Origin of the sequence: Komagataeibacter xylinus NBRC 15237 (genome assembly GCF_001571345.1) — a bacterium.
Lineage (GTDB): Bacteria > Pseudomonadota > Alphaproteobacteria > Acetobacterales > Acetobacteraceae > Komagataeibacter > Komagataeibacter xylinus.
This window is the reverse complement of sequence record NZ_BCTP01000012.1, coordinates 1-24,264: the sequence shown is the minus strand read 5'-3', so window position 1 is coordinate 24,264 and position 24,264 is coordinate 1. Positions and strand designations below refer to the sequence as shown.

Here is a 24,264-nt window from a genome sequence, read left to right as displayed (position 1 = left end):
CTGTTGCTTCATATGGCGTGGCGACAGCCCGCCATTGCTTGAGCCGTGCCCGCCGGTTCTCGATGCGCGCCGCGTCCTCCAGGCAGGTCCGGGCCTGATCAGATAAAAACCGCCTGCATCTTGCTTGTTACGAACAGTCCTGTCGTTCATTTTATTTCCATGATGCTACTTTCAGGTCAAAATAGTCATGATCTGTCGCCACCTTTATTGCAAAAGGTGGCGATTTTTCATAACGCCGTGTTGCCTGCCTTTCAGATCAGGCCATAGCGGATCAGAAGATCGCCAATTTCCGTGCCATCTGCCATGTGACGCACCACACCTGATGCGGGGATCTTGCGGGCATCGCGCAGTTCGGCTGCCGCCTGCAACAGCATGCGCACATCATAAATGCTGCCAAACACTTCCGGCACGGCGCGGTCAATATCGAGCAGCGTATAGACCGCCTCCATCGCGGTGCGGACCGAATATTCGGTCGTGAACACCGTATCGCGCGGCGTTTCGGCAAACTGGCCGAGAAAGGCGAGGTTGACGCTGCAATCGGGCACCACCTTCGGTCGGTCGCCTGCCGCGCGTGGCATGAACTGCGCGGTGATGAAGGGCATCATGCACGGATGGGTGGTGGCACCCGTGGCGGCCATGTCGTCAATCTGGTCTTCCGGCACGCCCATGTGGAACAGCCATTCGCGCGTGATTTCCTCGCCGGTGCAGTCCTGCATGGGTTTCTTGACATAATTGCCCGGCACGTCGCTGAACAGACCGTACAGCCACGCCACCATCTGCCCTTCAGGCTGGCCCTTGAAATGCGGTTGTCGGCTGACGACCCAACTCATCAGCCACGCGGAATCGTGGATGGTGATCGGCCCGCCCGTAACCGTACGGCCAGAGAAGGGATCGCGCCCCGTTACCCTGTGCACCAGATCAGGAATGCGTGCATCACGCGTGGTGACGGTGGCGGACTCCCAGCGTGATTTTGTGGTGTCGCCACAGAACACGTCTGGCCGGCCAAAGGCAGGGTCCTGTGCCGCGATGTTGCGCCACAACTGCCAGATATTGCCCTCGGCAATGCCGGTTTCGATCGGGGCAGGGGTGTGATGGTCGCCCCAGCGGGCATTTTCCACCATGGAGCCATTGGTCACGAACACCAGATCATCCGCCTTGATGTCGATCCCACCCGACTGGCCGTTCTCGAGCAGGTCGATGCGGGTGGCGACCTTCTTGCCGCCTGCCGTATCGACACGCACATTGGTTGCCTGCACGCCGTGGCGGAACACCACGCCCTGCTCGGCCAGCCACGTGGCCAGCGGCTTGCTGAGCGATTCCTGCTGGTTGAATTTCGTAAATTTGAGCGTGTGCAGGTCCTTGAGGCCCAGGATCTGATGCACGAAGCGGGCGAGGTAGCGCTTCATCTCGATGGCGCTATGCCATGTCTCGAACGCGAACATGGAGCGCCAGAACAGCCAGAAATTCGATTTCATGAAATCGGCTGACAGCACATCGCTGATCGTCCTGCCATCGAGCCTGTCTTCATCCGTCAGGATCAGGGTCAGAATCTCGCGCCGCGCCTTGCCGGTCAGGGTCAGGCTGTCACGATTGGGCAGGGGCTGGCCGCGCGCGTGCATGGCACGGATGGGGCTGCTGCTGGGGTCGGCGCGGTTGAGGCGGTAGAACTCATCAAGCACGGAGGCACCAGGCACTTCAAGCGACGGGATCGAGCGGTACAGATCCCACAGGCACTGGAACTGTTCTTCCATTTCCCGGCCACCACGAATGAGCCAGCCGGTCTCGGCGTTACCCGTGCCATCGAGCGCGCCGCCATTGTCGGCTGAGGCTTCAAGAATGGTGATGTGTGCAGGCGGCATGCCCGCATCACGGATCAGGAAGGCGGCAGCGGCCATGCCGCCAAGACCGCCGCCTATGATCCAGGCCGCGCGGGTGTCAATTCCGGCTGGTTTTTCAGGGCGGACGAATGCTTCAAAATTGCTGTGGGCATATCTCATGGAATTTGCGCCTTGCTGGGGCCATGGATCATGGTCCTGACCTTTTCCCCCGGTGGGAAAGTCTGCTGAGTATAGCGCGATTTTTTTGGTATTGATGTCGTTGATATTTATCAATTGGCAAGGCGGGGATGCAAGCGACGGGTAGGCCGGATGCGGCACGCCCTGCGCCCCGTGCGGCGTGCAGGTCAGGGCAGTATATGACACTTTTATGAAAACATATTTCACAAGATGTGGCAGGCCCTGCCTTCATGTGTCGTGACTATATGGCGGGAATGCCCCTGCCTGAAACAGGGTTGACCTGATGCTCTTCCTCAAGAGGATAGTGCGGCCTGTTTGTCAGCCTATGGCCCCGTGCGTGGTGGCGGGAATGGGTTAGGCGCGCCCTGACTGGTGCCGTGAGAATTTATACAGATCCATGTCAATAAAGAAGATAAAATGAAAAGCATTATTATAGCCTTTCTCTGTATTGGCCTGACAACGCCGGTTTATGCCCAGTCGCATATCGATGTCGGTTTCTCGCCAGAGGGATCGGCAACCGAACTGGTGCTCAACGTGATCAGAAGTGCAAAGAGCCAGATCCGCATGATGGCGTTCTTCTTCAGCGCCGATAACGTGGTCGAAGCCCTGATCAAGGCCAGAAAGCGCGGGGTGGATGTGGCGATCGTGCTTGATGAGGAAGGCAATCAGGGCAAGGGCAACCAGATGGCCATCGCACGGGTCAGGGATGCGGGTATTCAGGTCAGGATGGATGATGTCTATGCCGTGCAGCACGACAAGGTCATCATTACAGATGGCCAGAATGTCGAGACCGGCTCCTTCAATTTCACCAAGGGCGCGCAGCGCAAGAATAGTGAAAACGCCCTTGGTGATCTGGGATGATCCCGCCCTTGCGCAGGCTTATCTGGCCCATTGGCAGAACCGGTGGGACCATGCCCGCTAGGCATGGCCGCTCGCCTCCCGGCCAATAAGTGCCAGCAGGGCTTCCGCCGCCGGGCTGCGGTAGCGCTCCTTGTGGCGCAACCCGTAAGTGTGGCGCTGGTGCGGGTCATGGTCGGAGGGTAGGGCGGTGCGTGCGGGATGGAAGACTGCCATCCCGCACGGCAGGGTCAGTCCTGGTCCTTCAGGGCTTTTGCCTCTTCAGCGCGCGTGGCGAAGGGCACTTCCTGCCTGTCATCAAGTTCATCCATGCTGCCGCCGGAATTGCCGAGGTTTTCCTCCAGCCAGGCCTGTTCGACGGGCTCTCCGTTCGCATCGAGCGGCACGGGTGAGTCAACGGGGATCTGGCCCGCGTCGGGGTTGCTTTCCATCCCGATCAGTTCCGATGCGGCTTCGCGGTAGGCTGCGGCACCGCAGCCGGGCTTGCCGTCGGCTTCCCACAGTTCCTGGGCTTTGGCGGTGATGCGGGCTTCGGTCTCTGGTGTTGTGGCCAGGGGGTTCTGCATGATCATGTCCTTGGTCGCGTGTTCGGTTTGAAATCAGTCGAGGGCGACGGCGGCCTCGCTGGTCAGTACCCGGAAGATAAAGCTTTCCTGCAGGTAAAGTTCGACCGTGTCAGCCGTATGGGCCAGATAGCCGATCGAGAAATCCTGCCCGATATCAAGCTGCAGGTCGCCGCCGCGCAGCGAGATGACAAAGGCCCCTTCAATGGCGGGCGCCCAGACCAGCTTGCCGTCAATCAGGCTTTCGATGTGCTTGCGCACCGGGTAGCCCGCGTCATCGCCGCCGCTTACCGCCTCATATGCCTTCGCGCCAAGCACGATGGCATAGGGGCCGTTGACGCCCGCAAGGCGTAGCGCGGCAAGGGCATCGGCAAAGGCCTGCGGGTAATCCCTGACCGATGCGGGCAGCTTGACATGGGCGTTGGATGTCGCCTGCGCGATGCCCTTCATGCCGGCTGCGCCGTAGCCGGTGAAAATGGCGCGGTCCTCGGCAAAGGCGATCTTTCTGGCAGCGTCCTTGACCGGCTGCCAGTCGGCATCGCGCGCGCCGCGTTCCACCGCATCGATTTCCGCGCGTGACAGGGTGAAGGGCACGCGCAGTTCCACCACCGGCAGCACGTCGCGTATCACGGCCTGCACGCCGTCGGTGGGTGCATCGATGCGCCGGTCGCGCCCGGTGCCCACGGCGGCGAAGGCCGTGCCTTTGGGTTCGGAAACATCAACCACGCGACGCCCCGCAAGGTGGCGGCGCAGGGTGCGGGTGGCTTCTTCCTCGATTTCGGTCCAGGCAGTGGATGAAACGGGGGCGAGGTGTCTGTGCAGGTTGTTCATGTCTGGTGTCCTTTACTTCAATGATCCGATGCCAAGCGAGCCGGCCGCTTGCGCCACGGGTTGCGGTGCCGCGGGCGGGGCGGCTGCAACACTCGCCTGCGGCGCGGGCAGGTCGGGTGCGGCATCAAGGAAATCAGCAGTGGGGATGAAGAACAGGTTGCCGGTCACCGCCGTGCTCACATCAAGCAGCCGGTCGTAATTGCCCGGCGGTAGGCCCACGAACATGTTGTCCAGCATGCGCTCGATGCGCGCGGGCGAGCGGGCATAGCCGATGAAATAGGTGCCGAATTCGCCCGTGCCCACCGTGCCAAAAGGCATGTTGTCGCGCACGATCTGGAGCTGCTGGCCGTTTTCTTCAATATTGGTCAGCACGTTATGGGCATAGCTGGGCTTGGCGGCCTCGGGCAGTTCGATATCCGATACTTTCCTGCGGCCGATGATGTGCTCCTGCACCTCGGTGGGTATGGCATCCCATTTCTTCAGGTCGTGCAGGTATTTCTGGATGATGACATAGCTGCCGCCCGTAAAGGCGGGGTCTTCATCACCGATGAGCGTGGCATCACGGGCGGGCTGGTCCACCGGGTTTTCGGTGCCATCGACAAAACCGAGCAGGTCGCGGGCATCGAAATACTTGAACCCGTGCACTTCATCCACCACCGTGGCAACACCTTCGAGCCGCGAGACGATGGCGGTTGCAAGTTCAAAGCACAGGTCCATCCGGGTGGCGCGGATATGGAACAGAAGATCGCCCGGCGTGGAAGGGGCGTGGTGCACGCCATTGATCTCGGCAAACGGGTGCAGGTCCATCGGGCGCGGTGCGCCGAACAGGCGGTCCCATGCCTCGGACCCGATGCCGGTTATGCAACTGAGCCTGCCATCATCAATGCGGAAACCGACACCGCGCACAAGTGATGACAGGTCTCCCATCAGGTCGCGCACCTGCGGGCCGACCTCGGTGTCGGCGCTGAGGGTCAGGACAAGAAAAACCGCGGCCTGGGTCAGCTTTGTGTCAATGGGTTGGGGTGTGGCCAATGCTCTCGAACTCCCTGCGGACAACGCTTGTAGCGGGGCCTAGCATAGGCAGGTGGCGGGGCGTGGCAAGATGGGGCGGCAGGGGGCAGACAGGCGGATTGAACACGCGGCTGCGCTGGTCAGGGGCTGGCGGGCGGTCTTTTAAAATATTTCCATGATTTTATGGCGGTCGAGCACGATGCGCTGTGACGAGAGGCGTTTGATCAGCCTCATGTCTTCCAGTTCCTTGAGCATGCGGCTTGTCGTTTCAACGGCAAAGCCAAGGTAGTCGGCAATATCCCTGCGGTCCATGGCCAGGGTCAGGACATTGGAGTGCCGGTCATAGAAATCGGCCTGCTTGCTGCATTCAAGCAGAAACCCCGCCAGCCGCTTGACCACAAGCGGGTAGGTGGCCAGCAGCAGGTGGCGTTGCGCGGCCTTTGTGTAATTGAGCGCCTGCTGCAGGAACAGGGTCTGGATGCGCGGATGGGTCTCGATCAGCTTGAGCAGCGCGGCGTAGGGGATCTGGAACAGGTAGGTATCCACCAGCGCAATGGCGGAGGCGGGATAGACCCCCTCTTCAATGACGCCGAACATGTCGTCTGGCCATATGAAGGCGAAGATATGGTTGCGCCCGTCATGCAGGTGATGTTCCAGCCGCACGGCGCCGGAACGGATGCGGTAGACATATTTGCCCGCTTCGCCCTGGGTATAGATATGGCGCTTGGCCGGCCTGTGTATTTTCGTGGAGATCGTGTTTAACGCCTCCCGTTCTTTGTCAGTAAGCGTGAAATCTCTGAACATCATGAACATCTATTATGCAGGAACGCGTTGTTTTTGTGTGTTCGTCAAGGATCTGCCCCCTATTGTGGGTGGTGGCGGGGCATGCTTCTGCGGGGCGGCGTTTCATCGGACGGCTCCAATGCGCGTCTTTTCTGGCCATCGGGGTTGCATTGGTCGGCACCGTCGTCATTCCCTTCCAGGGCCACCCGTCAGGGATTGCATCATTTTAATGCTCATATATACGATACCGTATCGTATCGCAACATAACATATAGAAAACCCCTGTAAAAAATGATCTGTCGCGCCGTTTGACACCCTCCAGGAAAAATGCCGCCTTCCTGAAAAAAAGACGGCATCGCAAAACCCTTATTTCTCCTGAACGCAGATGCCTGAAATAAAGATCTGCCAGGCCCGTTCAAAGAAGCGCGTGCGCATCTGCGGGTCATGCATCTTGTTCAGGCCAAGCATGGTGTTCTGTAGGGGCCAGCCCAAAAACAGGCTGATCAGGACGCGGGTTGTCTCTTCATGGTCGGTGGAGTGGATGCGCCCGGCATCGGCAGCGGCCTTGATCAGGCGGCTCAGCGTGGCCACGAAGGGTTCCACGATGGTGTGCATCATGTCATCCACGACGGAGGCAATGCGGTGTCCGTCCGCAATGACAATGCGGTAGGCTTCAAGCGTTTCGGGCCGCAGCATGAAGTCAAGGAAGAACTGGCATATTTCACGCGTGGCGAGTAGCGGGTCGGTGGAGGAGGCCTCGACCGCGCCTGCGGCCTCGAGCAGCAGCTTGCCCCGTGCCGCCACCACCGCGCGGAACAGTTCTTCCTTTGAGGCGTAGCGTCGGTACAGGCTGGCCTTGCTGCACTCCGCCACGCGCGCGATCCGTTCCAGCGATGTGGCGGCGTAACCCTGCCTGATGAACAATGCCGTTGCAACTTCAAGAACATGCCGGTCGAGTTGCGCCGAGCCTTCGGGCGTCGGGCGTCCGCCCGTATGTGGCGGTCTTGATGATACGTCAGACATTCTTCGTCCCTTAAACTCCAGTCGCCAGTCAGTCACATTATATCACGAAACATAACATGATATGCGGGCCGGGTGTCATTCAGCCGTGCAATCCTGCCTGTCGCCATGGGGATGCCAGAACGGCGGCGCGTGTTCAAACGGTCATTGCGAATGGGTGGCGCGCCCGTGTTCGGGGCTACAGGCCGCCCTTCAGCCGAAATGAAAGCCGCGCGATCTGCCCGGACAGGAAAGCGCCCCGGGTGTGTGCGGCGAGATTGATGTCCACGCCCCGGCCATTTTCCATGACCAGGCCCGCCGTGCCATGATGGATGGTGGCCGTGCCGCCTACGCTCCAGTAAGTGCCATTGAAGTCAGACAGGCGGCCAAGGTTGCGCACGCAGCCCTGCCCTGACAGCGCCATGCCGCCCACGCTCAGCATGCCGCCGCCGCGAATGGTGAAGGGGTAGGCATGCGTGCCATCATACAGCGTGCCCCGGCCCCAGATGTAACCGACCCCTGCCGCGATATGGTGCGCCGAGAGTTCGATCCGGGCATCGGTGGGCGCGCACGCGGCCTGCGCCGTGCCATGAAGGGCCAGGAAACTGGCGAGGGCCACAAGGGCTGCATGCCGGAAGCGGTTCATTACATGATCCAGTGACAAGAAGGGCGGGAACCATTCGGTACCCTGAACGGAACGGTTCAGTTTCGTTTAATTGAGGGCAAAACGCCCGTCAATGACAAAACAACGCTGTTCTGCGGCTTTCCGCGCTGGATGCGATAGGTTCTGAACCGTTGCCTGCAAACAATGCAGCAGTATAATAACGTGCAATTATCAAAGTTTCTGGCAAGTTTTTTCAAGAAGTATTGAAAGCTGTTGCCTTTTTGAAAAAAAACAAAAGCTGACAGGCTCTGATGCGACGGGTGTAATATAATTGAAAGAGACAATAAGAAATGACAGGATCATATATAATATTATTGCAGGTTGATCCCAAACTTATGAAGTTTGTGGAAGGCATATCACAAGAAAAGAGAAAGTTTATTGCACGCATGGTCGCTGTATGGGCGTGCGATGTCAGTGGTGCCAACGACCATATCGATGATGATGTTCAGTCATATCTTGCTACAGGAGATATATCAAAAATAAATATTAATAATATAGGCCATATGGTTGAGTTTTTGGACGAGGAATATTTCAATATAACAGATCGGAATGACGGGTTGGACTCTACTGGCATGGCGATGTGCTGGTTCCGGAAAGCCAGGGCAGTCAATTCGGTTATGTACGCTGCTGGTTGCGAAAGCCTGCAATCGTTTTGTGATGTTCTATACGAGGCTTATACTGCCACGAACGATTTAAAAACAATAGAAGCGATATGTTATAATACTTGAATGTGGTTCACGGTCAGCCATCGGTCTGGCAGACTTCAAGTGATATACCTTCAGTCTTCAGTCTGTCATGTAAGGCGGGCGGGATCTGTGCATCTGTCAGCACATGATCGAAAGCATCCAGACCGGCCAGTCGGTAAAGGCCACCCTTGCGGAATTTTGAACTGTCCACCAGCAGAACCGTCTGGTCACAGATTTCCATGAGGATGCGCTTGATCTTGATGATGTCAGGGTTGTTCTGGAAAGCCGTGCCATCATGGACGACGGATGTGGACAGGAACATTGTATTGGCATGCAGCCCCTGTGCCGCCTGCTCGCATATCAACCCGAAAAAGGCGTTGCGGGGCCTGTTGTAATCACCGCCAAGGCAGATCAGGCGCAGGTCAGGGTAGGGGGCGAGTGCCTGGATCACGCCCATGGCGTTTGTGATGATGGTCAGCGGTGCAAGCGCAGGCAGCAGGGGCAGCATCTCGGCTACGGTGGTTGAATCATCCAGAACAAGGATCTGTTCGGGTCGGATCAGCGATATGGCGCGCGTAATGATCGCCCGCTTGCCCTCTCGCGCACGGGTTGTGCGGTAGCTTACGGTCTTCTGTGTGGCGGTGCGGTTGCGCAGGGCCAGGCCGCCATGCAGCTTTTCCACCAGCCCCTGTTGCGCCAGGGCGTTGGCATCGCGGTGAATGGTCATGCGGCTGACGGCAAAATGGGCGGCCAGCGCGTCAATGGTGGCGTTACCCGTTTCAAGCAGCAGGTCAAGGATGCGTTGCTTGCGGGCCGTGCTGTCGCCCCGGCGGGCAGATCGGGTGGAAGGCGGAAAATGTGACAGGCCCGTGTTGTCGGTCATACTGGAAATCGATCTTCATCCGCAGGTCAACAGGAAGGCGCCTAGCGTAAGGGATACCTGTTACGGTGTCACATTCAATGTGGCCACCGCAATGGCTGCGCTGCCTTTTGCACGCCATCCGATCCGGTTCCCGGCCTGTGGGATCACATTAATATGCGTTATATATAACACTATACTTGTTATATATAACATCGTGAATCCGTCATCATGCTGCTGGATATCAGGAGGTCGAGGATGCGCCGGAACTTCATTATCGGAATAGACTGCGGCTCAACCACCACCAAGGCGGTCATTTTTTCCCCCACGGGGGAAATCGTGGGCACGGGGCGCAGTCGTGTAGTCCAGCACATGGACCGTCCGCATCATGTCGAACGTGACATGGGCGAGGTCTGGCAGGGTGTTGCCGCAACCATCCGCATGGCGCTCGATGATGCGGGGCTGAACGGTCAGGCCATTGCCGCGGTGGGTGTCACGGCGCATGGCGACGGGCTGTTCCTGCTCGACCGCACGGGCAACCCGCTCGGGCGCGGGATCATGTCGCTCGACAGCCGCGCGACCGACCTGCACGACCAGTGGCGGCAACGCGGGGTGCTGGACCAGCTTGTGCCGCTGGCGGGGCAGCGGCCCTATGCCTATTCCGCCAATACCCTGCTGGCATGGATCCGCGAGCATGAACCTGAGCGCTATCACGCCATCGGCTCCATCCTGTTTGCCAAGGACTGGATCCGGCTGTGCCTGACGGGGGAAGTCGCAACAGACATAACCGAGGCCAGCACGGCCTTTACCGATCTGCATACGCAGCAGTACAGCGCCGCCATCCTCGATATACTGGGGCTGGAGGCCATGCGCGGCTGCCTGCCGCCCATGCTGGATTCCTGCGCACGCGCCGGAACGGTCACGGCCAGCGCCGCCGCGGCAACGGGCCTGCTTGCGGGCACGCCGGTTTCAGCGGGGCTGCATGATGTAACGGCCGCCGCGGTGGGGATGGGCCATGCACGGTCGGGCGACATGTCGCTTACGGCGGGCACGTTTTCCATTAACGAGGTCTTTCGTGACAGGCCCGTCACCGGGGAGGGCTGGGCCTGCCGTGCCGGTTACCGGCGGGGATTGTGGAACTGCATGGCCATCTCGCCCGCGTCATCGAGCAATCTGGAATGGATGGCCCGCCTGCTCCTGCCCGGCAATGCGGATGCCACGACGATATTGATGCATGAGGTGGAACAACGCCTGACCGCTGCCCGCCACGCGCGCACGGTTCCGCTCTTCCATCCGTTCCTGTTCGGCTCCCCTTATGCGGCGCCTGCCAGTGCGTCATTTTTTGGCGTGCAGTCATGGCATGACCGGACCGATCTGCTGCAGGCGATGGTGGAGGGCATGGTGTTCAATCACCGCATGCATGTCAGCGCTTTGTGCCAGACGGGTAGCGTGACGCGCGTGGGCATATCGGGTGGTGGCAGCGGCCAGCCCGCCATCGCGCAACTCTTTGCCGATGTGCTGGACATGCCGGTCGATGTCTCTTCCGTGCGTGAAGCGGGCGCGCTGGGCGCGGCCCTGACCGGGGCGGTGGCGGTTGGCATGCAGCCGGATCTGGAACACGCCGTGGCGGGGCTGGATGTAGCGCTACGGACCTATGACCCGCAACCGGCGCAGGTGGCGGCGTATGACGGCATCTATCGCCGTTACGTGGAACTGGCGCAGGCCATGCGCCCGTTCTGGCGCGCGCTATATGATACGTCGCCCCCGGCACACGCACAGCCAGAGCCTGTATCCGGTGCCCATCCCGCCCTGCATCCGCATGCCCATCATGCGACAGCGATGGGAGGGATTCCGTCATGAATGCCGCCCTGCCTGCCGGGGAGGATTATGATGTCATCATCATCGGCGCCGGGATCAATGGCGCGGGGCTGATGCGTGAACTGGCCGTGCAGGGGGTGCGCGTGCTGCTGGTGGACCGGGGCGATATCTGCAGCGGTACTTCCAGTGCCCCCTCGCGCCTGATTCATGGCGGGATCAAATATCTTGAAACCGGCGAGTTCCGCCTTGTCGCGCAATCCACGCTGGAACGTAACCTGCTGCTGCGCAATGCGCCGCATGTCGTCCATCCCCTGCCCACCACCGTGCCCGTCCGCTCATGGTTCGGTGGCATCGTGCCGTCCGTGCGGCGCTTTCTTCGCCTGGGCGGCAAAATGACGGACCGGGGGGCGCTTGTGCTGGAACTGGGCCTGCAGATCTATGACTTCCTTGGCCGCCATGCCCGCGTCATGCCCCGGCACCGCCTGTTTTCAGCCCGGCAGACCCGGGCACGCTGGCCCCATATGAGCAGCGCCGTCATGGCCTGCGCGCAGTATTACGATGCCGCCATCAGCCAGCCCGAACGACTGGGCTATGAATGCGTGCATGATGCATTGCATGCACAGGAAGGCTGTCGTGTCGCGACCTATACCCATGTTGAAGCGTTTCGTGATGGTGTTGTGATGCTGCATGACCGGCCACGCGGGCAGTCATGGCACGCGCGTGCGCCCGTCGTGGTCAATGCAGCCGGTGCGTGGATCGATCAGGTCAATGCGGCCCTTGGCGTGCCCACCCGGTATATCGGCGGCACCAAGGGGTCGCACCTGCTGCTGCGCCATGACGGGCTTTTGCGCGAACTGGATGGGAACATGGTGTATTTCGGCACGCCGGACGGGCGTATCTGCCTGGCCTATCCGTTTCTGGATCACGTGCTGGTGGGGTCAACCGATATCCCTGTCTCCAACCCGGACGCAGCCATCTGCACCGATGCGGAACAGGACTACATGCTCGATATGCTGGGTGCGCTGTTCCCCGGTTTTAGGTTTGAGGCATCCGACGTGATCTACCGCTACAGTGGCGTGCGGCCCCTGCCTGCGAGCAACGCGTCCGACCCCGGCGCGATCAGCCGTGACCATATCGTGCATGAGGACCGGTTGGGAGCCGTCGCGCTGTTTTCGCTGGTGGGCGGAAAATGGACAACGTTTCGCGGCCTGGCGGAGGAAGTGGCAGATACCATCCTGCCCCGTCTTGGCCGGGTGCGGCAGGTTTCCACCCGGTCGCTGCCAATCGGGGGCGGGCGTGGTTATCCCCGTCGCGCGAACCTTGAAGCCCATATCGACCGTTTTGCCGCAACCAGTGCCATCCCGCGTGAACGGGCACGCATGCTGTTTGGCCGTTACGGCACGCTGGCAATGGACATTGCACGGTTCTGCGCTCTTGCGCCCGATGCGCCGCTGCGCAGCCTGCCATCCTATACGAGCCGGGAGATCATGTTCATCGCCCGCCATGAACAGGTGCGTCATGTGGCGGATATTCTCTACCGCCGCACCACCATTGCCCTATCCGGCGCGTTAACGCCCGACGTCACGCATGAAGTGGCAGGCATTGCGGGTGAAACCCTTGGGTGGGATGCCGCCACGATCCGGCATCAGGCCGGTGAAGCCTGGCAGGAAGCCGAAACGCGACACCATCTCGCCGACCGCATGCCTGCCGCAAACCCCATGCAGCCCGAACCGATCGGAGCCTGAACAATGAACCGCTATGAAACCAAGATTGCCCGCATGGTCGCAGGCACCGACACGCGCGCCGACTTTATCCTGGCCGATGCCAAGGATGCCGATATGGCCGCAGGCATCAGCGCCATGGGGCGGAACCGCACCATGGGCGGCCTGTCGCCCTATCGCTGCCGCGAAGACTATCTGGATGACATCCGCGCCATGCTGGAGCTTGATGTTGTCGATATCATGCTGGTCTCGGCCTCCACGCTGGAGACGCTGGTGCACGAAGGCGCCTTTAACCACAGCCACGTGCAGCCTGCCATCCGCGCCAATGATACCACCGACCTGTGGCGCGGGCGGGGCAGCCCCTACGCCACCCAGCGTTCCGTGCCGTTTCGCAGCGCGTCACTGGCCGGTGCGCAGACCCGGCTTGGCCTGTATTCCATGACCTTCAATGGCAATGCGGAACATGATGCCCATGCGCTGGAATGCTTCCGCAGCTTTCGCGAGGAGGCGCAGGCGCAGGGTTTTTCCTATTTCCTTGAAGTCTTCAACCCCAATGAAGGGCGGATTGCGCAACCCGACTGGGGCTTTTTCCTTAATGACATGATCATCCGCGCCCTTGCGGGCCTGCGTCAGGCGGAGCGGCCCGAGTTCCTGAAAATTCCCTTCAATGGTGCCACGGCCCTGCGTGAACTCTGCGCCTTTGATCCGCGTATGGTGGTGGGAATCATGGGGGGCGGCAGCGGCACGACGCGTGACTGCCTTGAACTGCTGCATCAGGCCCAGGCCTGCGGCGCACGCGCAGCCCTGTTCGGGCGCAAGATTGTCGATGCCGATGATCCGCTGCTGCTGGTACAGGCCATGCGGCATGTGACGGATGGTGACCTGTTGCCAGAGGAAGCAACCTGTTTCTATCATGATGCCCTGGCGCGCGGGGGGCGGCGTGCCGAACGCCCGCTCGGCGCTGATCGCTGCATAACCGAAAACATGCTGCTGGCGGCTTCGGCACCGTGAGCTGACTATGGCAGTTGCCCCAATACTGTGTGTTTGTGAATTTTATTTTGGAATGGCAGGGTATTATTTCCTGTATTTCTGAAGATCATGAGAACGTGAACATTCTCATGTCGGGCACGGCGCAACGATAACGCCACCAATGATATATATATCATGTAATCTGTTATGTATGGACAGCCTGCCAGATAGGGAGCCGCGTGATGCATTCCAGACCGTTATGGATTGGTACAAGCTGGAAAATGAACAAGGGCCCCGCCGCCGCCATCGAGGCCGCGCGCGCGCTGGCTGCTTTTCATCCGCCCGGCGGGGTGCAACCTTTTGTCATCCCGCCCTTTACATCGCTCAGGGATGTCTGCGCCATACTGGACGGCACATCCGTCATGGTGGGGGCGCAGAACACCCACTGGGAGGATGAAGGCGCATGGACGGGGGAAATATCGCCCGTCATGCTGGCTGAATGTGGCGCCACACTGGTCGAGATCGGCCATTCCGAACGTCGCGCCCATTTTGGTGAAACGGACTGGACCGTCAACCTGAAGGTTCATGCGGTGTTGCGCCACGGCATGCGCCCGCTGGTGTGTATTGGCGACACGGCGCAGGAACACGCCTTTGGCGTGACGCATGATGTGCTGGCCCGCCAGTTGCGCATTGCGCTGCACGGTGTGCCGCCCGCCCGCCTGGCACAGGTACTGGTGGCGTATGAGCCGGTCTGGGCCATCGGGGCGGGGGGGCAGGCGGCGGATACCACGTTTGTTGCAGCTGCCCATGCGCGGCTGCGCGCTGTGCTGGTCGAGATGGCGGGGGAGGCAGTCGGCTTTGAGATCCCCCTGCTGTATGGCGGCAGCGTTACACGGAACAATGCATGCGGCTATGCCCGTATTGCCAATGTAGATGGTGTCTTTATTGGCCGGGCTGCGTGGAGCGTTGCTGATTTCAGGCAGATTATCGGGAGTGTTGCCCATGAACATGTTGCATCTGGCTGAAACCGGCACCGTCGCCACCCGCAGGCGCGCCATGGTCGATTATGTCATGGGCCGGGGTAATGTGGAGATTGATGAACTGGTCACGCGTTTTGAAACCAGTCGCATGACCATCCATCGTGACCTGCACGCACTCTCGGCGCAGGGGTTGCTGCGCCGGGTGCATGGGGGCGTCACCACCCTGCCCAATGGCATTGCCGAAAGCAGCATGCTGTATCGCAGGCGTCGCGCCATGCGTGAAAAGAAAGCCATGGCAGCGCTGGCGGCGGGCATGATCGTGCCCGGTGATGTCATCGCACTCGATGATTCAACCACCGCATGCTGCATGGTGGATCACGTGGCGACAATGGGCGGCCTGACGGTGGTCACCAACAGCCTTGGCATTGCCTCCGCCCTGGCATCCATGCCCGCCATCAGCCTCATGGCGCTGGGGGGACGGTACCATCCTACCTTTGATGCATTTTTCGGGCTGATGTGTGAACAGGCGATCGGCGCCTTGCGGGTGGGCACGCTGTTCATGTCCGTATCCGCCGTGCATGGCGTGAACGCCTATCACCAGGAACAGGATATCGTAAAGGCCAAGCACGCGCTCATGCGCAGCGCGGACCGGCGCGTGCTGATGGCCGACAGCACGAAGTTTGGCAGCAACGCGCTGAACCGCCTGGCGGACCTGTCCGAATTCGATGTGGTGATAACCGATGACGGCCTTGATCCCGCAATGCGTGATCGCCTGCTGGATCATGGCGTTACACTACGCGTGGCACGTCTATGCGCCAGTGATGCAGTAAAAAACTGAGTAAAAATACACTCCATTACCATAATAGGAGAAAAACGATGCGTATAGCCATTGGTGGCGATAGCGCCGGTAACGGCATGGCGGGCATGCTTGCGCAGTACTTGAAAGATCAGGGCAGGCACGACGTGCTGGACATGTCAGCCCCCCCCGGCGGTGGCAGCGAACTGTATGCCAGCCTGAGCGAGAGGGTGGGGCAGGCCATCATGTCCGGGGAATTCGACCGGGGCATCCTGTGCTGCGGCACCGGGATCGGGGTGTGCATTTCGGCCAACAAGATACCCGGCATCCGCGCGGCACTGACGCACGATACCTATTCAGCCGAGCGGGCGGCCCTGTCCAATAACGCCCACATCATTACCATGGGCGCGCGCGTCATCGGCCCGGAGGTGGCCAAGAGCATCGTGAATGCGTGGCTCGCCTGCTCCTTCGACCCGCATGGCCCCTCGGCAGGCAATGTGGCGGGTATTGATGCACTGGGTGAAAAATACACCCATCCAGAGTCTGTCGTTACCACCTGCTGAACGCTGGCTGCATATGCAGCCGGATGAGCGGTAAAGCGAAAGAACAATAAAAATGAAAACAGCTTTTCTTCTTGCCACGGCACTGGCGCTCGCGCCCATGGCGACATGGGCGGCAGATGATCACGCGCCGCTGCGTTTCGTACTGATCCCCAAAACGGTCCATCCGTGGTTTGACAAGGTGAATACCGGCGCCCAGGCAGCGGCCGACCTGCTGGGAAAGACGACGGGGCGCAAGGTGGAAATTGAATACCGCGCGCCTGAAACGGCCGATGTTTCCTCACAGAACGATATCATCGAACGCGCGATCGCAACCCACCCCGATGGGCTGATCCTCGACCTGCTCGATGAAAAGGGCAACCACGCCACCATGCTTGAGGCCGTGGATGAAAAGGTGCCCATGACGGTGTTTGACTCCCTCCCGCCCGAAGGGATGGACGTCACCGCAGTCGGGGCTGATTTCTGTGAACAGGGCACGATCGCGGCACAGCGCCTGGCCGGGCTGATCGGGGAAAAGGGCGAGGTCGCGATCATGATCGGCGTGCCGACCGCCCCCAACCATGCCCGCCGCGCGGAATGCGAACGCGCGACGTTTGCCAGGTATCCGCAGATCAGGGTGGTCGCGACCGGTATTGATAACGACAGTATCGAAACCGCGCAGAAACAGGCTTCCGCCATCATGCAGGCCCATCCCGATCTTGCCGGATGGGTGGCGTGCGATGCGGCAGGCCCGGTGGGCATCGGCCAGGCCATCCGCGAAAGCGGGCGTACGGGCAAGGTAAAGGAAGTGGGGCTCGACAACCTCAACGACATGATCCAGCTCATCCGTGACGGGGTGGCGGATTCATCCGCCTCCAGCCGGCCTGAAATGCAGGGCTACTGGGCTGTCATCGCCGCATGGCAGCGCGCGCTGGGCCAGAAGACGCCCAAATACATAGATACCGGCATAGATGTCCTGACCAAGAAGAACATCTGATCTTTCCGGATAGTGATGGAGTAACGACCATGACGGTTCTCCACGTTTCATCCCTGCGCAAGACCTATCCCGGCGTTGTGGCGCTGGACCATATCGACCTGACGCTGGAAGCGGGAAAGGTCCATATCCTTGCTGGAGAAAATGGCGCGGGAAAATCCACGCTGATCAAGGTGCTGACCGGCCTCGTGACCCCGGATGCGGGGCGCGTGGACATGGAGGGCCATGACGCGCTGGCCGATCATGCCCTGTTTGCCCGCGTGGCGTACGTGCCGCAGGAACTCAGCCTGTTTCCCACCATGACGGTCGCGGAAAACATGTTCATGCCCTTTGCCAAATCCGGTTTCGGGCGCATGACCGTGTCACGCACGGCAATGGAAGCGGCAGCGCAGAAGCTCATGACCCGCTTTGGCATGCATGCCCGGCCGGGGCAGAAGGTGGGGCATATCAGCGTGCCCGACCAGCAGCTTCTCCAGATTGCGCGCGCGGCCAGCGCCGGGGATTTCCGGGTGCTGATCCTTGATGAACCCACCTCCTCGCTCACATCGAGCGAGACGGAACATCTGTTTTCCATCCTGCGCACGCTACGCGATGAAGGCTGCGCGATCGTGTTCGTCTCGCACCGGATGGAGGAGATTTTCGCGCTGGGCGATACGGTCACCGTGCTGCGCAACGGGCGCAGCGTGGGCACCTACCCCATGACGGAACTCGATGAAGGCGAACTGATCCGCCTCATGTCGGGCAACAGCGTGCAGCTTGATGAACGCTTCCAGCCCGGCGTTGCATCGGCAACGCAGGACATCATCGTCGATGTGGCGCACCTGTCCGGTCCCGGCTTTACGGATGCCTCCTTCACCCTGCGCCGGGGCGAGATACTGGGTTTTGCCGGGCTGGTAGGGGCAGGGCGGTCGGAACTCATGCAGACCATGTTCGGCTATCACCGCGCAACGGCGGGAAGGTGCGTGCTGGACGGGCGTGAGATCCCGCGCGGCAGGCCGGACCGGGCCGTGGCGATGGGCATGCTCTACCTGCCTGAGGAGCGGCGGCACCACGGCATTTTTCCGCTGCTGAGCGTGCGCGAGAACATTGCCGTATCGGTCATGGACCAGATCATGGGCGGTGGCGTCATTTCATCGGGCCGGGAGCGGCGCGTGGTGGCCGATGCCATCGCGCGCTTCGATGTGCGCACGTCATCGGCGGAAAAGAAGATCATGTACCTGTCGGGTGGCAACCAGCAGAAGGCGATCATCGGCCGCGCCATGGCGCGCAGGCCGCGCGTGCTGATCTTTGATGAACCGACCAAGGGCATCGACATCGGCACGAAGTTCCAGATCTACCGCATCATGCAGCAACTGGCGGAAGAGGGGGTGGGGATCATCCTTGTCTCCTCTGAAATGGCGGAACTGCAACGCTGCGCCACCCGCATCATCACCATGCATGCCGGGCGGATCACCGGTTCGTTCGACCAGGCCACGACCGACATCAATACACTTGTGGGCGCGATTATCGGTGCGCCGGAGGTTCGTCATGTCGCTTGAAACCACATTCCCCACCACGCCGCCCACCCCGCCACGCCTGCCGCCCCTGCGCAGGCTAGCTGCACGCTGCATGCGCAACCCGCTTGGGGGCGTCATTGCAGCCCTTGTGCTGATTTTTGGCGTGTCATGCCTGCTGTCGCCGCATTTCCTGACCGGCTTCAACATGATGATCATGGCCCGTGCGCTGGCCTTTATCGGGCTGGTCACGATCGGGCAGTCGATCCTGATGATCCTTGGCGAACTCGACCTGTCGGTGGGCGCGATTGGCGGGCTTGCCGGTATTACGGGCGGCATGCTGATGGTGCAGGCGGGGCTGAACCCGTGGCTGTCGCTGGTGCTGTGCCTGTTGCTGGGCACGGCATGCGGCATGCTCAATGGCGTGCTGATCACGCAGTTGCGGCTGCATTCGCTGGTGCTGACCATCGGCATGGCGGGCGTGTACGGCGGCGCGATCCTGGTGGCGACCAAGGGGGTGGCGATTACCGGCGTGCCCGTTGACATCTCCTTTCTGGGCCGTGGGCTGGTCTATGGCGTGCCGGTGCCCTTCATTGTGCTGCTGGCCTGCCTTGGCGTGGTGGCCTTTGTCATGGTGCGCACGCCCGTCGGGCGCTACGTCTATGCCATTGGCAGCAACCCCGACGCCGCCCGCATGCTGGGCCTGCGGGTGGATGCCATCCGTATTGCCGCCTTCGCCACGGCGGGCTTCCTGTCAGCCCTTGCCGGCATCCTGATGGTGGCGCGCCTGGGCACGGCGCAGCCCTCCATTGGCGATACGTGGGTGCTGGCCCCAATTGCCGCCGCCGTCATTGGTGGTGTGGCCACCACGGGGGGGTTGGGCAGCCCGGTGGGGGCGGTGCTCGGTGCCGTCATTATCGGCATGATCGAGAACATCATCGTGCTGTTCGGCATCTCGCCTTACTGGCAGTCGGTGGTCAGCGGCGGGATTGTGGTGCTGGCCATCTCCTTTGATTCCCTGGCGCGTCGCTACCTGCACCGTGAGGCATGACCATGCCGTGCTGCGATGTTTCCTGTTAGCTGAGGATATATGCAAATGACCAGAATTTGCGGCAATGCTTCCGAATTCGCCCACTCCGCGCTGCATGGCTACAGCCTTGTTCACCGTGACCTCGTGCGCATGGTGCGCGGTGGGGTCGTGCGGGCAAAACCGGGCCGGGCAGGCAAGGTGGCGGTGGTTGTGGGGGGTGGTTCAGGCCACTACCCCGCCTTTAACGGCTATGTCGGCACGGGCTTTGCCGATGCGGCGGTGGCGGGCGACATCTTTGCCTCGCCTTCCACGCAGGCCATCTATTCCGTGGCGCGCAGGGCCGAGCGCGGCGGGGGCGTGATCCTTGGCTTTGGCAATTATGCAGGCGACGTGCTGAACTTTGGCATTGCAGCCGAGCGCCTGCGCCGTGAAGGGATCGACACCCGCCTGCTGGCCACCACCGATGACGTGGCCAGCGCCGATGCACACGACATGGCCCGCAGGCGTGGCATTGCGGGTGACATGACGGTGTTCCGCATTGTTGGCGCGGCAGCGGAAGCCGGACTGGACCTTGATGCGGTCGAGGCAGTCGGCCTGCGTGCCAACAGCCAGACCCGCACCTTTGGCGTGGCGTTTGAGGGCTGCACCCTGCCCGGCGAGGCGGACCTGCTGTTCCATGTGCCCAAGAACCGCATGGCGCTCGGTCTTGGCGTGCATGGTGAACCGGGCATAGATGAACAGGACATTCCGCCACCCGCGCAACTGGCGCATGTGCTGCTTGACCGTATTCTGGCGGAACTGCCCGTTGACGCGCCCCGCCGGGTTGCGATCGTGCTCAACGGGCTGGGCAGCACCAAGCACGAGGAACTGTTCGTGCTGTGGGAGGCGCTCGCCCCCCTGCTGGCGCAGGCGGGGCTGACCGTTATCGCGCCACTGGTGGGGGAATATGTGACCAGCCTCGATATGGCAGGCTGTTCCCTGACCATGACGTGGCTGGATGAGGAACTGGAGCACTACTGGCGCGCGCCGGTTGATACGGCAGTCCTGCGCCATGCGGGCATTACGGGTGAGCCTGACGCCACTGACAGCGTGATGGAGGAAGAGCCCCCTGTTGTTTATGCGCAGGCCGCAACCCCGGCTGGCCAGCGTGGTGGCCTGTGCGTGGCGCAAACCATGGCGCGAGTGGCACAGGCGCTTGCTGCAGCGGAGGGCGAACTGGGCCGTATTGATGCCGTGGCCGGAGATGGCGACCACGGGCAGGGCATGGCCCGTGGGTCGGCCGCAGCCCATCAGGCTGCCCGTCAGGCGGCCAGTGCCCACGCCGGGGCCGCGACCGTGCTGGCGGCGGCGGCGGATGCATGGGCTGATCGTGCAGGCGGCACGTCAGGCGCGTTGTGGGGCGAAGGGCTGCGGGCCTTCAGCACGGCGCTCGATGATGTATCCATACCCGATGCGCCACAACTGGTTCACGGTGCGCGGTACGCAATGGAACGCGTCATGCAGCTTGGCCGGGCGCAGGTTGGCGACAAGACGCTCATGGACGCGCTGGTGCCCTTTGTCGAAACGCTGGAACGCGAGTGCGATCGTGGGTGCGCCCTGCGCGACGCATGGCAGGCGGCAGCCGATGCAGCACAGAAGGCAGCAGACGGCACGCGTGACCTCCTGCCGCGCATGGGCCGTGCCCGCACCCATGGCACGCGCAGCCTGGGCCACCCTGATGCCGGTGCCCTGTCGCTGGCACTGTGCCTGCGTGTGGTGGGGGAAGGCATGCCTTCGGTTGAAGCCGTGCCTGCATCGATACGCCCCAGGGCGCATATGAGCGGACAGAACCCGGTATTGGATGCGTTTCGCTCCTGAGCCTGTCCCGCCCCGGTGCACTCAGGCATCGGGGCGGTTCTCAGTAAAAACCAATACCCGCATTAAGGCACTATTTGAAAACAACGCATTGATGAAAGTTTTTGGGTGCCGCCTTTTTTCAAAAAGGCGGCGTTCTTCGAAGCTTTTTGAAAAAAGCTTCACCAAAAACTTTCTTATGATTGCTGGATGTTTCCTGATCTGACTGTTTCAAACAGTCTCTGAGCCTGTCCCACCCCTGAAATCCTGCCCCTGAGCGGAAGGGCAGGATTGTACGGGCAGCCTATTCCCCGATGATAACGCTTTCCGCCTCGATCTTGCCTTGTCGTGCCTTCTGTGCCCGCAATTGCGCGGGCAGGAAGGGAAAGACCAGGTATTCGTAGGCCGTGGCTCCCACCAGCCCCCCGATCAGCGGCCCGACAACAGGCATCCACCAGTAATGTCCGGCTGCGGGCAGGGCGGCTTCATGCCAGCCGGCCATATAGGCGAACAGTCGCGGACCAAGGTCACGGGCCGGGTTGATGGCCCATGCTTCGAGATACCCCATGGACGCGCCAATGGCCGCAACAAGAAAGCCTATGATCAGCGCGCCAAAATTGGCACCCGGCGCCATTTCATTATACTGTTCGGTAATGGCGAAGATGCCGAATACCAGTATGGCGGTCAGGATGATTTCATCGCTGAAGGCATGCCATAGGGTTATGCCCGCCCCCGGCGCGGTAAAGAACACGCCCGCCCCACCCCCGCCCGCGCGGGTAAGCTGGTGGAGGTCATTGAAGTGGTCGATGACGGGGTAATACAGCGCGTAAACCAGCCCCGCCCCCAAAAAGCCACCCACGGTCTGCGCAAGCCAGTAGGGCACCACCTTTTTCCATGGAAAGGCGCGGTAGGTTGCCAGCGCAAGGGTAACTGCCGGATTGGCATGCGTGCCCGATACGGATCCAGTGGCGTAGATGGCAACCGTCACCCCCAGCCCCCATACAATGCACACCCCCCAATAGGCCTGCAGGTAAGGGCTGGGATCATAGAGGAGATACATCGCCGCCACGGAATCACCAAAGGCGATGATGATGAACACGGCAAGCGCTTCAGAAATCAGCTCACCCAGGAATTCCCTGTTCATTGCCTGTTTCCTTACATGTGTTCGGGGGCGGGTCATTCCGCCCAGTCAAAGGATTTCTCTACTGCCTTCTTCCACCAGCCCAGGTAGCGGCTGCGCTGCTCCGGCGGCATGGTGGGCTGCCAGGTGTGGTCCACTGCCCAGTTGGCGCGCAGGTCATCGATGTTTTTCCAGTATCCCACGGCCAGACCGGCGGCGTAGGCGGCGCCGAGTGCGGTGGTTTCCACCACCTTCGGGCGTACGACCGGCACGTTCAGGATATCGGCCTGAAACTGCATCAGCAGTTCGTTCGCCACCATGCCGCCATCCGTTTTCAGGCTGCGCAGTATGATGCCGCTGTCTGCCTCCATGGCGGCGACCACATCGCGCACCTGATAGGCCGTGGCCTCCAGCGTTGCGCGGGCAAAATGCGCACGGGTGACATAGCGGGTCAGCCCCACAATGACCCCGCGCGCATTTTCCTTCCAGTACGGGGCATACAGGCCCGAAAAGGCGGGGACGATATAGACCCCGCCATTATCCGCCACGCTGCGGGCCAGCGGTTCGATCTGTGTTGCCAGGTCAAACAGCTTCAGGTTATCGCGCAGCCACTGCACCAGTGCGCCCGTAATGGCAATGGAGCCTTCCAGCGCGTAGCGCGGTTCTTCCGTGCCAAACTGGTAGGCGAGCGTTGTCAGCAGCCCTGCCTTGGACTGCACTGGCTCGGTGCCGGTATTCATCAGCAGGAACGAGCCGGTGCCATAGGTATTCTTGGCCTCGCCCGGTGCAAAACAGGTCTGCCCCACCAGGGCGGCCTGCTGGTCGCCCAGAATGCCGGCAAGTTTCGTGCCCTGCAGGCTGGGGATGACGATCGTGCCGTAAACCTGTGAGGAGGGAACGATGCGGGGCAGGCAGGCGGCGGGAATGCAAAAGGCTGCCAGCATGTCCTCATCCCACGCGCAGGTTTTCAGGTTCATGAGCTGGGTGCGCGAGGCATTGGTCACATCGGTAATGTGGATGCCCCCTTTCACACCGCCCGTCAGGTTCCATGAAAGCCAGCTGTCTATCGTGCCAAACAGGGCCTGCCCGCTTTCGGCTTTCTCGCGCGCGCCTTCCACGTTATCGAGCAGCCAGCGCAGTTTCAGCCCGGCAAAATAGCTTGCCAGCGGCAGGCCCGTAATGGCGCGGAAACGGTCCTGTCCGCCATCGCGGCCATAATCGCTGACCAGTTGATCCACGCGGGTGTCCTGCCACACAATGGCGTTATGCAGCGGCTGGCCTGTTGTTTTGTCCCACAGCACGGCGGTCTCGCGCTGGTTGGTGATCCCGACCGATGCTAGGCCGGCCGCGCCCAGATTGGCGCGGGCCATGGCCGCACCAATCATTTCATTCGTGTTTTCAAGAATTTCCATGGGGTCGTGTTCAACCCATCCGGGCTTTGGGTAGATCTGGCGATGCTCCTTCTGCGCAACGGAAACCACGTTTCCCTTCCGGTCGAATATCATGAACCGGGAACTGGTCGTGCCCTGGTCTATTGCACCAACGTATTCCGTCATGCTGCATTCCTTTATTGTTATTTTCAGTAACGCTTCATGTGTCCAGTATTTTTTACTGTAAGGCAGGGTTTACAGATTGGTGGTGAACTGGAAGCCGACCACAGCGGCATCATGGAACGTGGTTGTGGCACCAGGCCGCTGGAGGT

Annotated in this window: 22 protein-coding genes and 1 pseudogene; 12 read left to right on the top strand and 11 right to left on the bottom strand. The window is 61.0% G+C overall.

Translation table 11 applies throughout. The annotated features are described in order from the left end of the window. Window positions 1-251: 251 nt before the first annotated feature. Window positions 252-1,997 carry an oleate hydratase gene (locus GXY01S_RS07000; RefSeq protein ID WP_061273513.1) on the bottom strand — a complete coding sequence of 582 codons (1,746 nt, stop codon included), beginning with the start codon at window positions 1,995-1,997 and terminating at the stop codon, window positions 252-254. A 435-nt stretch (window positions 1,998-2,432) separates the two neighbouring features. Here GXY01S_RS07000 and GXY01S_RS06995 point away from each other — a divergent pair, with 435 nt between their 5' ends. Continuing rightward, window positions 2,433-2,876: a phospholipase D family nuclease gene (locus GXY01S_RS06995; RefSeq protein ID WP_255210378.1), complete on the top strand. Its 444-nt coding sequence runs from the start codon at window positions 2,433-2,435 to the stop codon at window positions 2,874-2,876. A 57-nt stretch (window positions 2,877-2,933) separates the two neighbouring features. On the opposite strand, the pseudogene GXY01S_RS19190 reads toward GXY01S_RS06995, so the two are convergent. The 7 genes and pseudogenes from GXY01S_RS19190 to GXY01S_RS06965 form a co-directional block, all read right to left on the bottom strand. Continuing rightward, window positions 2,934-3,032: pseudogene (locus GXY01S_RS19190) on the bottom strand (LysR family transcriptional regulator); the annotation flags it as partial. A 71-nt stretch (window positions 3,033-3,103) separates the two neighbouring features. Continuing rightward, the gene (locus GXY01S_RS06990; protein ID WP_061273574.1) at window positions 3,104-3,439 is read right to left on the bottom strand and encodes a DUF2934 domain-containing protein; all 336 of its coding nucleotides are present in this window, start codon (window positions 3,437-3,439) and stop codon (window positions 3,104-3,106) included. A 33-nt stretch (window positions 3,440-3,472) separates the two neighbouring features. Further along, on the bottom strand, window positions 3,473-4,267 hold the full coding sequence (locus tag GXY01S_RS06985; protein ID WP_061273511.1) for a family 1 encapsulin nanocompartment shell protein: 795 nt from the start codon (window positions 4,265-4,267) through the stop codon (window positions 3,473-3,475). Window positions 4,268-4,279: 12 nt separating this feature from the next. Continuing rightward, entirely contained in the window at window positions 4,280-5,299 is a 1,020-nt protein-coding gene (locus tag GXY01S_RS06980; RefSeq protein WP_061273509.1) for a Dyp-type peroxidase, read from the bottom strand. 141 nt (window positions 5,300-5,440) lie between these two features. Then, window positions 5,441-6,085, bottom strand: coding sequence for a Crp/Fnr family transcriptional regulator (locus tag GXY01S_RS06975; RefSeq protein ID WP_255210377.1), 645 nt, complete (start codon window positions 6,083-6,085; stop codon window positions 5,441-5,443). 342 nt (window positions 6,086-6,427) lie between these two features. After that, the gene (locus tag GXY01S_RS06970; RefSeq protein ID WP_082770762.1) at window positions 6,428-7,084 is read right to left on the bottom strand and encodes a TetR/AcrR family transcriptional regulator; all 657 of its coding nucleotides are present in this window, start codon (window positions 7,082-7,084) and stop codon (window positions 6,428-6,430) included. Between the two features lie 175 nt (window positions 7,085-7,259). After that, entirely contained in the window at window positions 7,260-7,706 is a 447-nt protein-coding gene (locus GXY01S_RS06965; RefSeq protein WP_061273505.1) for a hypothetical protein, read from the bottom strand. A gap of 308 nt (window positions 7,707-8,014) precedes the next feature. Here GXY01S_RS06965 and GXY01S_RS06960 point away from each other — a divergent pair, with 308 nt between their 5' ends. Continuing rightward, window positions 8,015-8,452, top strand: a complete 438-nt coding sequence (locus GXY01S_RS06960) for a hypothetical protein (protein WP_146222775.1) — start codon at window positions 8,015-8,017, stop codon at window positions 8,450-8,452. Window positions 8,453-8,465: 13 nt separating this feature from the next. Here the strand turns inward: GXY01S_RS06960 and GXY01S_RS06955 are convergent, their stop codons facing one another. Next, a complete protein-coding gene (locus GXY01S_RS06955; RefSeq protein ID WP_061273501.1) occupies window positions 8,466-9,293 on the bottom strand; it encodes a DeoR/GlpR family DNA-binding transcription regulator in 828 nt (275 codons plus the stop codon). Window positions 9,294-9,527: 234 nt separating this feature from the next. Between GXY01S_RS06955 and GXY01S_RS06950 the strand changes: the two genes are divergently transcribed. From GXY01S_RS06950 to GXY01S_RS06905, 10 genes are all read left to right on the top strand, one after another. Further along, window positions 9,528-11,129: an FGGY-family carbohydrate kinase gene (locus GXY01S_RS06950; protein WP_061273499.1), complete on the top strand. Its 1,602-nt coding sequence runs from the start codon at window positions 9,528-9,530 to the stop codon at window positions 11,127-11,129. Further along, a complete protein-coding gene (locus GXY01S_RS06945; RefSeq protein ID WP_061273497.1) occupies window positions 11,126-12,832 on the top strand; it encodes a glycerol-3-phosphate dehydrogenase/oxidase in 1,707 nt (568 codons plus the stop codon). The genes GXY01S_RS06950 and GXY01S_RS06945 overlap by 4 nt, the downstream gene beginning before the upstream one ends. A 3-nt stretch (window positions 12,833-12,835) precedes the next feature. Then, window positions 12,836-13,819, top strand: a complete 984-nt coding sequence (locus tag GXY01S_RS06940) for a beta/alpha barrel domain-containing protein (RefSeq protein ID WP_061273495.1) — start codon at window positions 12,836-12,838, stop codon at window positions 13,817-13,819. Between the two features lie 200 nt (window positions 13,820-14,019). Next, window positions 14,020-14,802: a triose-phosphate isomerase gene (locus GXY01S_RS06935; protein WP_061273493.1), complete on the top strand. Its 783-nt coding sequence runs from the start codon at window positions 14,020-14,022 to the stop codon at window positions 14,800-14,802. After that, window positions 14,780-15,595, top strand: coding sequence for a DeoR/GlpR family DNA-binding transcription regulator (locus GXY01S_RS06930; RefSeq protein WP_061273491.1), 816 nt, complete (start codon window positions 14,780-14,782; stop codon window positions 15,593-15,595). The genes GXY01S_RS06935 and GXY01S_RS06930 overlap by 23 nt, the downstream gene beginning before the upstream one ends. A 38-nt stretch (window positions 15,596-15,633) precedes the next feature. After that, on the top strand, window positions 15,634-16,116 hold the full coding sequence (gene derI / locus GXY01S_RS06925) for a D-erythrulose-4-phosphate isomerase (RefSeq protein WP_061273488.1): 483 nt from the start codon (window positions 15,634-15,636) through the stop codon (window positions 16,114-16,116). 52 nt (window positions 16,117-16,168) lie between these two features. Further along, the gene (locus GXY01S_RS06920; RefSeq protein WP_061273486.1) at window positions 16,169-17,089 is read left to right on the top strand and encodes a substrate-binding domain-containing protein; all 921 of its coding nucleotides are present in this window, start codon (window positions 16,169-16,171) and stop codon (window positions 17,087-17,089) included. Window positions 17,090-17,118: 29 nt separating this feature from the next. Beyond that, a complete protein-coding gene (locus GXY01S_RS06915) occupies window positions 17,119-18,624 on the top strand; it encodes a sugar ABC transporter ATP-binding protein (protein WP_061273483.1) in 1,506 nt (501 codons plus the stop codon). Then, window positions 18,614-19,630, top strand: coding sequence for an ABC transporter permease (locus tag GXY01S_RS06910; protein WP_061273481.1), 1,017 nt, complete (start codon window positions 18,614-18,616; stop codon window positions 19,628-19,630). Before GXY01S_RS06915 ends, GXY01S_RS06910 begins: the two co-directional genes overlap by 11 nt. Before the next feature lie 45 nt (window positions 19,631-19,675). Further along, on the top strand, window positions 19,676-21,466 hold the full coding sequence (locus GXY01S_RS06905; RefSeq protein WP_082770761.1) for a dihydroxyacetone kinase family protein: 1,791 nt from the start codon (window positions 19,676-19,678) through the stop codon (window positions 21,464-21,466). Between the two features lie 280 nt (window positions 21,467-21,746). On the opposite strand, the gene GXY01S_RS06900 is transcribed toward GXY01S_RS06905, so the two are convergent. Together GXY01S_RS06900 and glpK are read right to left on the bottom strand one after the other, a co-directional pair. Further along, entirely contained in the window at window positions 21,747-22,586 is an 840-nt protein-coding gene (locus tag GXY01S_RS06900; protein WP_061273480.1) for an MIP/aquaporin family protein, read from the bottom strand. A gap of 32 nt (window positions 22,587-22,618) precedes the next feature. Continuing rightward, window positions 22,619-24,118 (bottom strand): glycerol kinase GlpK, encoded by a 1,500-nt coding sequence (glpK, locus tag GXY01S_RS06895; protein ID WP_061273478.1) that lies wholly within the window; start codon window positions 24,116-24,118, stop codon window positions 22,619-22,621. Between the last annotated feature and the right edge of the window lie 146 nt (window positions 24,119-24,264).